At 50.5% G+C, this 11,138-nt stretch carries 7 protein-coding genes, 1 tRNA gene and 1 pseudogene; 4 read left to right on the top strand and 5 right to left on the bottom strand.

From position 1 onward, the window contains the following. Positions 1 to 356 precede the first annotated feature (356 nt). Positions 357 to 429: transfer RNA gene (locus NZ772_06115), tRNA-Ile, on the bottom strand. A gap of 41 nt (positions 430 to 470) precedes the next feature. Between NZ772_06115 and NZ772_06110 the strand changes: the two genes are divergently transcribed. From NZ772_06110 to NZ772_06100, 3 genes are all read left to right on the top strand, one after another. After that, the gene (locus NZ772_06110) at positions 471 to 1,193 is read left to right on the top strand and encodes a hypothetical protein (protein ID MCS6813131.1); all 723 of its coding nucleotides are present in this window, start codon (positions 471 to 473) and stop codon (positions 1,191 to 1,193) included. 15 nt (positions 1,194 to 1,208) lie between these two features. Further along, positions 1,209 to 2,636, top strand: a complete 1,428-nt coding sequence (locus tag NZ772_06105; protein MCS6813130.1) for a hemolysin family protein — start codon at positions 1,209 to 1,211, stop codon at positions 2,634 to 2,636. A 229-nt stretch (positions 2,637 to 2,865) separates the two neighbouring features. Next, complete coding sequence (locus NZ772_06100; protein MCS6813129.1) at positions 2,866 to 3,336, top strand: hypothetical protein; 471 nt, start codon at positions 2,866 to 2,868, stop codon at positions 3,334 to 3,336. On the opposite strand, the gene NZ772_06095 is transcribed toward NZ772_06100, so the two are convergent. From NZ772_06095 to NZ772_06085, 3 genes and pseudogenes are all read right to left on the bottom strand, one after another. Further along, the gene (locus tag NZ772_06095) at positions 3,281 to 4,237 is read right to left on the bottom strand and encodes an alpha/beta hydrolase (GenBank protein MCS6813128.1); all 957 of its coding nucleotides are present in this window, start codon (positions 4,235 to 4,237) and stop codon (positions 3,281 to 3,283) included. The two genes, NZ772_06100 and NZ772_06095, sit on opposite strands and share 56 nt — an antisense overlap. An 11-nt stretch (positions 4,238 to 4,248) precedes the next feature. Then, positions 4,249 to 5,730, bottom strand: a complete 1,482-nt coding sequence (gene larC / locus NZ772_06090; protein MCS6813127.1) for a nickel pincer cofactor biosynthesis protein LarC — start codon at positions 5,728 to 5,730, stop codon at positions 4,249 to 4,251. A gap of 1,276 nt (positions 5,731 to 7,006) precedes the next feature. After that, positions 7,007 to 7,921 (bottom strand): annotated as a pseudogene (locus tag NZ772_06085) (serine/threonine protein kinase). Positions 7,922 to 8,073: 152 nt separating this feature from the next. On the opposite strand from NZ772_06085, the gene NZ772_06080 reads away from it, so the two are divergent. Beyond that, complete coding sequence (locus tag NZ772_06080; protein ID MCS6813126.1) at positions 8,074 to 9,690, top strand: Hsp70 family protein; 1,617 nt, start codon at positions 8,074 to 8,076, stop codon at positions 9,688 to 9,690. A 516-nt stretch (positions 9,691 to 10,206) separates the two neighbouring features. Here NZ772_06080 and NZ772_06075 read toward each other — a convergent pair. Then, positions 10,207 to 11,138, bottom strand: a 932-nt coding sequence (locus tag NZ772_06075) for a phosphotransacetylase family protein (GenBank protein MCS6813125.1), incomplete at its 5' end; no start/stop codon positions are given.

The following is an 11,138-nucleotide window of genomic DNA, read 5'->3' as shown; positions in this document are numbered from 1 at the left end:
TTGTTCGACGGCAGGGGTAGAGGGTTCCACCATGAGATCAAGCTCCGACTTGTGGCTACTGTTGTAATTACTTGTGACTGCTGTTAGGACTGACTGTTAAACTGAATAACGATCGAGCAAAGTTTCAGAAAATTCGCCTGAAAACCCCTAAACCGAACGTGAATGCAAAAACACCATAGAATTATAACACAGATGGCTCCAGAACGATTCTTGAAAGGTCTGGAGAAGGATCCAGGTGTAGGGTACAGTCGTCTAAAATGCCTGAATATTTCTGAATACTTGCTGGTTGTCTGCGCTTAGGTCTGGCATCTGTTGGTAATGAGAACCATCGCTGACGCTAGCTAGTGGTGAGACAGTCCAGGGTGCAGGAGTTGAACCTGCCTATGGCGAATTATGAGTTCGCTGCCTCATCCGCTCGGCCAACCCTGGATGTGCCGCTATTATATCTCAGATTATTTTGGTAGCTGGGTATGATTCAGCTAAACTGGATTCATCTAAACGGTTTGATTGCTATGAAGCTAAACTCAAACTTGGTGTTGACAATGATTCTGCTGACGTTGATGGTGGCAGCGGGCATTGTATCGGCAGCGTATAGCTTTGCCTTAGGACGAGAAGCACTAAAGGGGATTACACAACCTGATGTGCGCCCAATCAATAATCTGCCAGGTCAAGAGGGAACTGGTGTTCGCCAAGGCACAAAAATCTTACGAGAAGAGGATATTTTGAAGCGGGTAAAAGCTCAAATGGGGCAAGGTAAGCCAACGGGCACAACCATGACGAATGAGTCCCGTCCTCAGTCGCCTACAGATTCTCAGAAGAGCGACTCGGCAACTGTAGATACGGCTAATACCCTGCCGATCGTTAGTCAAGACCGCAAGGTAAAGTTGGAGGTGACAGCAGTTCGGCGAGAAGGCGATTCCTTGGTGCTTGATGTGAGATTGGTCAACGGAGGCGATCAGCCAGTGCGGTTTCTCTATAGTTTCTTAGATGTTACGGACGATCGGGGACGGTCTCTGAGTGCTACCACGAGCGATCTACCGTCTGAGTTGCCTCCCCAGAGCGATCTGTTTTCTGGAAGAGTAACGATTCCAGCGGTCTTGGTGGAAGACGCAAAGCAACTTTCGTTGGCGTTGACAGATTATCCTGAGCAACGTCTTCAGCTTAAGTTGTCGGGAATTCCCGTTGTGAGGTAGTTCTACGGTAGTTTAATGACAACCGTCACTGCCCAACTGACTACATTCCCAGTCGTTTCTGACATAGCAGCGATTCTGTTGCTAATTGCGATTAATGCATTATTCGTAACAGCAGAGTTTGCGATCGTATCCGTGCGGCGCTCCCGCATTAATCAGCTCGTGGAAGCTGGGGATGTACAAGCTGTTGCTGTCCAAGATTTGCAACACAGCCTAGAGCGCTTGCTGTCCACTACTCAAATTGGGATTACGCTCTCCATCCTGGCGCTAGGTTGGATAGGGGAGAATGCCGTAGCTACAGCCCTAGCCAGTTGGTTGACCCAGCTTAAGCTACCCATTGCCCACGAGCGGAGCATTCACACCATTGCTGCTCTGGTAATATTTCTGCTCATTGCATACCTCCAGATTGTTCTAGGAGAACTAGTACCCAAGTCTCTTGCCTTGCTCTACTCTGAACAACTTGCCAGAGTCTTGGCAGCACCAAGCTTAGCTCTGTCTCGTCTGTTTAACCCCGTGATTTGGGTACTCAATCAATCAACCCAAGGGCTGTTACGCCTGGTAGGGATCCGTCATACCGGACAAGGTTGGCTTCATCATCAACTAACTTCAGAAGAGTTGCAACTCATCATTGCGACTGAGCGCGAATCGCCTGAATTGGAAGAAGATCAGCGCGAGTTGCTCACTAACGTGCTGGAGTTTCGAGACGTAACCACCAGTGACGTGATGGTACCTCGTACTAGCATTGTGCCTATCCCTTACACAGCAACGTTCCAGACTTTGTTGGATCAGGTGGCAAAATCTGGCTATTCTCGGTATCCCGTTATTGGTGAGTCGTTGGATGAAATTCGAGGAATTGTTGCCTTTAAGAAACTAGCAGAACCCTTAGCACGGGGTGAATTGCAGTTAGAAACCCCCATTCAACCATGGGTATCGCCTGCTCAGTTTGTCCCTGAAAATATGCCCCTCAGCGAGCTACTAGAGCAAATGCAAGAGTCTAACCAGTCCATGATGGTGGTAGTAGACGAGTTTGGAGGCACAGCCGGGTTAGTAACGCTAGACGATGTGCTGATAGAAATCATTGGCGATTTACCAGAAATGGAGGAAGAGTCTCAGTTCCAAGTTCTGGATGACCAGACGTACCTAGTGCAGGCTCAGATGCATATCGAGGAGGTCAATGAATTGCTCAACATTGATTTACCTATCACCGATGATTATCAGACCCTAGGTGGCTTCTTGTTGTATCAATTCCAAAAAATTCCCACTGTTGGAGAGGTGTTGGTGCATGACGATCTAGAACTCACGGTGATTTCGGCGGTAGGGCCACGGCTGCACCAAATTCAGATCCATCGATTGGTAACTGCGCCACCACCATCAACTGATGGTGAGGGTACGATCAATGGGACAACAACACCCAACCAAGCTGATGCTGACGATCGTATGCCTTAGTCTTAGCTGATGAAACGAGTTATAACTATTAAGCTCAACGCCCAAAGACAGGTGACTAGAGAGGCTAGCGATGATACACTCACCGTTTGGTTAACATCGCTGCCTGTGGATAGTAAGGCTAATACAAAGCCAATTCAAAACTGATAGCCTTGTTAGCAGGCTGGTTTAGGGTGACGACATTCAGCATAGCTATTTGCAATGCCGCTAGGAAAAAAGTTGGTGACGATCGATGACCTCTGAGCAGACCCAAAACCCATCTACCCCACTCCAGACGATTGAACTAAGCGCCTTTCGGTTGGACTTGCCCGCAACCGTTGTTCACGCTGTACAGTCTTTGCCAGATCCGGCGGATTGGCTTGCCCGTGTGATTACAGAGGCAGCACGGCGAGAGTTGCTGACAACTACCAACGTAGAAATCACTGTGAACACCCAACCTGCTATTCAGTCGCCTTCATCATCCAACCCTGATATGCCCCCGCGTCGAGGTCATGCCACAACACCAGAGCCGGATCCCATTCCTGTCGGTAGCCTGGTACGCAATTCACTACGGTGGCTGGGCACTGTGCAGACCTATAATCCTGATACAGGACGATACTTGATTGCCTTTCACAATGGGGTATTGCGGGAATTTCCGCGCTATCTGCTTACCTTTGTGGCGTTGGCATCGGAACAGCCAGAAACGCTAGCACCGCCTGACTGACGGCTTGAGGACAGTTGGCTCCAGCCGCATGACCACAGGAGGGCAAGATCTGTAGACGAGCATTCGGTAGACGATCGCACAGTTGTTCACCGTGGCTCACAGGAAACCAACGATCTTGATCACTCCACAAGATTAGGGTGGGATGATACACGTCTGCCAATTTTGCTTGCAGGGAGGCAATGATATTTGGCTTGCCCTGTTGAAGGCGGGTGACCTCCTGGGCAGCTAGTTGTAGCTCTAGGGCAAACCGTGTCAGGGTGCCAGGAAATTCCAAGTAGGGATAGGTCATGTGGCAAATTTCTGTGTCTGTAATCTGGGAGCCAGTAGCAACAACTTGCTGGCGCTCTCGACGCACTAGCTCATAGGTTATGGGAGCAAACCACTTAGCCCATTGCCATTGGTCAATAGCCTGCACTAGCTCTATGGGTAACCAGCTCAGTAGCCGCATTCCTGGACTGGGCAACTGGTTGAGGAAAATGGGGACATTAATGAGAATGAGTCGATCGATGCGGGTAGGCTCGGTTTGGGCCACACCCAAGGCTGAAAGTGCCCCTAGGGACTCAGCCACCACGATCGCAGGCTCATGGCGACACAACCCCTGCAAAACCGCACTTAGCTCCGAGATTTGGTGTCCTGGTTGTTCTGGAGGTGCAGGTTTCGCTGAGAAGCCACAACCCTTAGCGTCAAAGCAAATTACTCGGTAGTGCTCTGCGAGCAGAGGAATGACCCCACGCCATCCATAGCTCCAGCTACCAATGCCATGCACTAGTACAAGCGGCTGCCCCACACCAACTTCCCCATAGGCCATCTGCACAGGATTGCCTCTAGCATCTGGGATAGTGAGCATCTGCCGTCCGGATGGAAATGTTTGCTGCCACCAGTTTTGGGGTGAATCTTGCATAACGACATCCCCTATTGTGCAGGGTTAGACATAGCCCACCACCGACGCAAGGCTTGGGCATGAACTTCTCGCCAAGGCACGTGATGAGACTGAGCACATTGGGCACAATCCTCATATTCTGGTTGCACATTGAGGATGGTATTCGGATCCTGATCCCAGGCAACCTTGACCCGAATAGGGCCATAGTCAGTCTGTACGGTTTGCCAGTCTCGATGCAGGATATGTCGTTCTTGAACTGCACGCCGAATGCCTAGGGTGCTTGTTTCTCGAAAGAGTACGGCTTCACAACGATCGATGTGGTGAGGATGACAAAGGACAGTAATCAGTGTCCCTGGACGGGATTTTTTCATGCCGATCGCTTGGGTGAATACATCCAGCGCACCCACTGCAAATAGAGCTTCAAACAAGTAGCCGATCGCTTGGGGATTAAGGTCATCCACTTGTGTTTCTAGCACAGCGATCGTATCAGTGTGGGCTGAAGAATGAGAGCTATGGCCTAGGGGTGGTGATGGCTGGGATGATGCAGGTGATGTGGAGATGGTTCCCTCCCCAATCCACAACCGCAGGATATTAGGCATGGGCAAGTGGCGAGATCCGGCTCCTAGACCCACTTTTTTCAAGGTCATGGCCGGGGGAGCACCAAAGTGAGTTGCCAAGGTGACGGCGATCGCTGCTCCCGTCGGGGTGACTAACTCGCGATCAATGCCATTGCTATAGACTGGAACCTGATGCATTTCCCATAGCTTCAGCACAGCGGGTGAGGGTGAGGGTAACTGTCCATGGGCAGCGTAAAACGTGCCACCACCTGTAGGCAATGCTGAACAAACCAATTGGTCGATCTGTAGCCAATCCAGCCCTAGACAGGTACCCACAATATCCACAATTGCATCAGTAGCCCCTACTTCGTGAAAATGTACCTGCTCAACGGGAATGCCATGCACTGCGGCCTCAGCGATCGCCAATTGCCGGAACACCGCCAAACTCCATGCCTCAGCCCGTGTAGGCAGACCAGCATTGGTGATCAACTGTTCAATATCAGGCAGGTTGCGGGTCGGTAGCCTATGGACAGTTCCTGATGTAGCAGACGAATGTTGGTGGTCATGGTGATCGTGGTGATGATGCCCATCTGTATGACTATGGGTGTGACTATAGGCATGGCTATGACCATGACTATGACCGTGACCATGACTATAACTGTGGCTGTGACTATGACTGTGACCATGGCTATGGCTAAAGGTCGGATGCAGATCAGAGCCATCGTCAGCCATAAAGGTTTCTCCTGACGGCGAGGGCTTGATATCCACATGCACCTTGGTAGCTTGCTGCCCATTGCGATCGACCAACTCTGCCCGCAGTTGAAACTCTGAGGAAATTCCCAGCCGATCTAGTTGTGTTGCCAGATACTCCAAGGGCACTCCAGCGTGCACTAGTGCTCCCAGACACATGTCCCCAGCAATCCCGGTTGGACATTCCAGATAGGCTATCGTTGGCATAGTTTGTGATTGGTAACTGGTTGAAGCTAACAAAGTGGCTGCGATCGCCCACCGTTAAATACATGCACTCGTTGTCATGGTGATGCGAACTGCAACCCCTCTTAGTCTACTGCAAGAGCAAACCTCCAAGACTTGAGAGTATCTAACTTAACTGCTTTTGAGTACCCAACCCTGCCATCTGGCTCTAGACCGAATGGTGAGGGAAGAAAATTTGCCACAGGTAAGCAGCAAAGCTGATTTGGCGGTAGTCAATGAGTTTGGCCTCGATGCGGTTGAGACGTTCCCGCACGGTCATCAAGTGATGCTGGCGATCGCGCACCTGTTGATCTAGGCTGGCAAGCGTGTTTGCTAGGTGCTGCTGCTGAGTCTGAATTTGTCGATTTAGCAATACCCGTTGGCGTTGATACCGCTGACGCACATGGCTCTGTTGCAGTCGTGCTGCCTGCTCAGCTTCTGCGGCTTGGCTAGCTAAGTTTTCCATCTGCTGTTCATACTTAGCATGAATGCTAGTAACTTGCTCTGGAGGCAAGGCATTGGGCATCGTAGCTGCAATTTCTGCCTCAATTGCCTGTCGCCAAGTTAGCAGGTTCATGGCTTTTGCTTCGCCTACACCACTGACATGGGTGAGGCGCTCAAGTTCCACATCTGCCGCTGTTACGATGCCTGCCTCCTCTAGGGCTTGGGTTAGCGCCTTACCAATTCCATTCACCCTGGCATCGGCTAGGGTGTAGCTGGCGAGCTTGCTACGTCGATGTTTGGACTGTAATCGCTTTAGCTTTTTTACCTCTTCAGCATGGGTGATGGCTGCCAGATTTTCCTGTTCTGCACGGATGGCTGCTAGTCGATGGCGCAAATCTAAATCAATGCGATCAATTTCAGCCTGCTCTGCCTCATCAAACACCTTCTCTTGGTTAATCAAGTCCTGGGTTTTCTGCTCTACCTCGCGGGATAGTTTGTGGCGGGTATCAACCAACTGACGAATACTCTGTTCCACTTGCCGCACCTCTTGCCGCAGAGCCTGAGCATCGCTGCGGAGGCGAAATTTCTCGGCCACACTGATGGATGACTGAAACCGCCGATTCAATAGGTACATAGTGAACATAAAGCCACTGCTCACCGCTAATATGGCGGGAACAAGGGCGATCGTCTTCAACAGCACCAATGCCAAGAGCACAAAGCTAACTACAACGAAGCGCTCAAATCGTCGATTTTTACCCAAGCGGGGCCTGTTGGGACGGCGATCGCGCTTTGGTTGGGTAACCACTGGTACATCAGCATTCAAATCCTGCAAAATTTCCGCGGCTGATTGATAGCGCTGGTGGGTTGCTACTTGCAGCATGTCATCCAAAATCCAGGCGAGGTGATTACTAATGGGGGTTGGCAGGTAGTCTTGCCAGACCCAAGCTCCTTCTCGCACAGAATACAACTCACAGGGTGGACGATTGGTCAGCAGATGGATGCAGGTGACACCCAAACTATACAAATCACTAGCATACACAGCCTTGCCAATCAACTGCTCTGGAGCCGCAAACCCAGCACTACCAATGCGTGTGCCAGTCCGTTCCATTGCCGTAGGGGTCACTGATTTAGAGGCACCAAAGTCCACCAATACCAGGTCACCTCGGTTGGCTTTGCTACTCGACTCATCACGGCTACCTCGATTAGAGGCAGAAGGCGATCGCCGCCGAATGATGTTCTCTGGTTTAATATCCCGATGGATGACCTGCTTACGGTGAATAAAGTCCAATACGGGTAACAAATCATTCAGCAGTTGCCGAATTTGCGTTTCAGTAAATGGCCCATTTTTGGCTAGCTCTTGTGCTAAGTTTGGCCCATCAATGTATTCCTGCACTAGGTAGAGCTGATGCTCAAACTCTAAGTGTGCCAACAACTCAGGAATTTGGGGATGGCTGCCTAATTCGTCTAGTTGTTCTGCTTCTTGGCGAAAGAGCTGTGCGGCCTTGTAGGTGCTGCCTTGAACCTGGGGAAAAAATTGCTTGATTACGCAGAGTGGCTTGGAGGGCTTGTGTTCATCGATCGCTAAAAAGGTACGCCCAAATCCCCCTTGTCCGATCGGCTTTATTGCTCGATAGCGATCATTCAACAATAGTCGGGATCCACATGCCTGACAAACCTCTGTCTCAGTCCGATTTTGTGGATATGGACACCTAGGATTCAGACAGTAGCTCATAGAACAGGTAGCAATGATGGCATCCAGATTTGGATTATAACGTCTGTCTTGTGAAGGGGGATATGGAATTGACGATCGGAGCAGCTAAGGCACTACCATACTGGAAGCATCAATTTAGTGTTTTTGTAAGCGTGTAACACTACCAAGTTCGTATGACCAGTACTTCCGCTATTGCCATTGACTTCGGAACCAGCAATACTGTTGTTGCCCGGTGGAACCCAGCAACCCAACAAGCTGAAACGCTGAGTTTGATGGGAATTAGCCAGCAAGTTGCCCAAAATCCACCCTTGATTCCTAGTCTTGCCTACATTGAAAACGCTGCTGAAAATCGAGTCATTGTTGGGCAGGCAGTGCGCGATCGAGGTTTAGACCTGAGTGGCGACCAGCGGTTCTTTCGCAATTTCAAGCGTGGCATTGGCAACCAAGTGCTGGGCTTTATGCCTGAGCTAGATGGGCAATATATGAACTTTGAGCGGGTAGGAGAATGGTTTCTGCGGGCGATCGCCCAACAACTGACTAGCTTGAACTATCTGCAAGCTGATGTACCACTAATCCTAACAGTGCCCGTAGACAGTTTTGAAGCCTATCGGTACTGGCTGGGTAGTGTATGCCAGTCATTTCCCTCTAAAGAAGTGCGCTTGTTAGATGAGCCTACAGCCGCTGCCTTGGGCTATGGCATGACTGCCCAAGACCTGATACTGATTATCGATTTTGGTGGTGGCACCTTAGACTTATCCCTCGTGCGCCTAGATAGGCCCCAAACACCCCAGGCCAAGCCCTTAGGATTTCTGCTGAAGTGGGGCGATCGCTCCCTAGCTGTAGACTCTACTCAGCAACCCAAAACAGCGCGAGTGCTAGCTAAGGCTGGGCAAAACCTCGGTGGCGCTGACCTCGATAACTGGATTGTAGATTACTTTCACAAGACCCAAGACCTGCAACCGTCACCCTTAGTAACTCGATTGGCAGAGCGCCTCAAGATTCAGCTCTCGGTTCAGCCCCAAGCAACCGAGGTCTATTTCAACGACCAAACCTTTGAGAGCTATGAACTGAGCCTCGATCGCCAACAACTTGAGGCCATCCTGCATGACCATGAATTTTTTGAGTGCATGGACATCAGTATGCAAGAGGTGTTGCAGCGGGCACGTCAACAGGGTATTGAGGCTTCGGATATTGATGCCGTGTTGCTAGTGGGGGGCACTGCTCAATTGCCCATGGTGCAACAGTGGGTGCGGCGCTATTTCGACGAGACAAAAATTTCTGGTGCCAAGCCATTTGAGGCCATTGCCCAAGGTGCTCTGCACATTGCCCAGGGCATCGAGGTGGTGGACTACCTTTATCACAGCTATGGTATTCGCTATTGGGATCGCCGTCTCAATCGTCACAACTGGCACCCACTGATCAAGACTGGGCAGCCTTACCCCATGGAGCATCCCGTGGAGCTAGTGCTGGGTGCATCTACTGAAAACCAGCCCAGCATTGAGTTGGTGATTGGTGAACTAGGTGCGGAAACAGGAGGAACTGAGGTGTATTTTGATGGCGATCGCCTGATTACCCGCAGCCTAGGAGCCAACCAAACCCAAGTCACCCCCTTGAATGACACTGACAATGCTCGTACTATCGCCAAGTTAGATCCACCCGGTGTACCGGGGAACGATCGCATCAAAGTTTTGTTTCGAGTTGATGCTCAGCGGTTCTTGCGTATCACTGTTGATGACCTGCTGACCAACCGTACCTTAATAGACGATCAAGCCGTCGTCCAACTCAGCTAGGATGGGTTAGTTTGCTCTTTTGGGCAAGCTACTCTATATTCCCAATTCCTAAACAATCTTGCTACCATCCAACCCATCGCCACGGCGTGCTATTCTGACCTTGCTGCTGCTCGTGCTTCTAACGGCTACAATCACTACCTCCCCTGTGGTCTTGCGTTCTGCTTCGGGTCACAAGTATCCCTGGGTATCCAGTCAATCTTTCGGTATTTCTTCAATGTCAATATCAATGCCAAGTCTGACTCCCAAGAGTCAAGCACTACGCCCCACTTTAGGTTTGCCGTTTGCTGCTGCCATGCCTCGATAGTAAAGTTCGGTCACGTAACCTAGATGAACAGCTCAATCTCAAGAGCATAGCTCCAACATTCCTCGATTTGGCGGGCAACCAAATGGGTGCAGGCATGGCAACTGGATTCCCATTCACAGCAAACAGGGTCATAGACACAGTGTCGGGCTATTCGCACAGCATTGAGCCACTCTCACCGATCACCTATTCCCTATTGCTTGCCAAGCCAGAGCTTATAGATTCAAGAGTTTGAGTAGCCGATCAAGGTCAAAGTGTTGGCGCATGAGCCGCTGGATACAATCCACTTTCACAGGTTCATGCAGGCGCACTTGCCCAAAGCAGCGATCGATAATCTCCACTGTGGTCAGGGTGTCTAAATCAACCGAGAGAATCGGTACTTCTAGGTCTTCAGCACGACTTAAAATTTCAGGATTTGGTGACAAGCAGCCTGTGAGCACTAGGCACTGGGTCGAGGTTTCCAGCGCCGCTAGTTGCAGATCAGTGCGATCGCCACCAGTTACCACCACTTGGTTACGAGCATTTTGGAAGTAGCGCAGGGCCGAGTTAACGTTCATCGCGCCGATAGTCATGGTTTCTACCATCAAGTTGAGGCGATCAGGACGGCACAATACCTGAGCATTGAGTTGGTTAACCAACTCCCGCACACTTACACTCCGTAAGACTACATCACGGGGCAACATACCCAGCACGGGAATTTGGTGATGTTCTAAAAATTCCCGTAAACTACCCTGGGCAAAATCTGTGTTAGCCGCGGGTACATCGTTAATCACCACGCCAATGAGCCGATCGCCGAATTGCTCCTTTGCAAACAGCATTCTGTCTACGGTTTGCACAATATCAAAATGTCCGACCAATAGTACAGCCGCATCCAGGGCCGTAGCTATGGTGTGGAGTGACATACCCAACAACGTTCCCTCTTGCAGTGTTCCTGGCCCTTCCATCAACACCACATCGCTGGATTGCCCCTGAATTTTCTCGACTAATCGCTGTAGGTAGTCGGTTTGGTCACGCTGGCTCAGGCGTGCCTGAATTGTATCTTCATCCAAGGACAAAATTGGCGGCAGCAACCGATCTGGTGACAACCCTAGCGTCTCTTGAAAGAATTGAAAGTCTTCGTCATGATGGTCACGATTGCTAGCCTCGA

The organism is Cyanobacteriota bacterium (genome assembly GCA_025054735.1).
In the GTDB taxonomy this organism is placed as follows: domain Bacteria; phylum Cyanobacteriota; class Cyanobacteriia; order SKYG9; family SKYG9; genus SKYG9.
This window is presented reverse-complemented; position numbering and strand designations above follow the sequence as displayed.

What these genes read in the sequence shown, in the direction of transcription:
- NZ772_06110 (MCS6813131.1), top strand. Translation starts at nt 471, where the DNA reads ATGATTCAGCTAAACTGGATTCATCTAAACGGTTTGATTGCTATGAAG.
- NZ772_06105 (MCS6813130.1), top strand. Translation starts at nt 1,209, where the DNA reads ATGACAACCGTCACTGCCCAACTGACTACATTCCCAGTCGTTTCTGAC.
- NZ772_06100 (MCS6813129.1), top strand. Translation starts at nt 2,866, where the DNA reads ATGACCTCTGAGCAGACCCAAAACCCATCTACCCCACTCCAGACGATT.
- NZ772_06095 (MCS6813128.1), bottom strand. Translation starts at nt 4,237, where the DNA reads ATGCAAGATTCACCCCAAAACTGGTGGCAGCAAACATTTCCATCCGGA.
- larC (MCS6813127.1), bottom strand. Translation starts at nt 5,730, where the DNA reads ATGCCAACGATAGCCTATCTGGAATGTCCAACCGGGATTGCTGGGGAC.
- NZ772_06080 (MCS6813126.1), top strand. Translation starts at nt 8,074, where the DNA reads ATGACCAGTACTTCCGCTATTGCCATTGACTTCGGAACCAGCAATACT.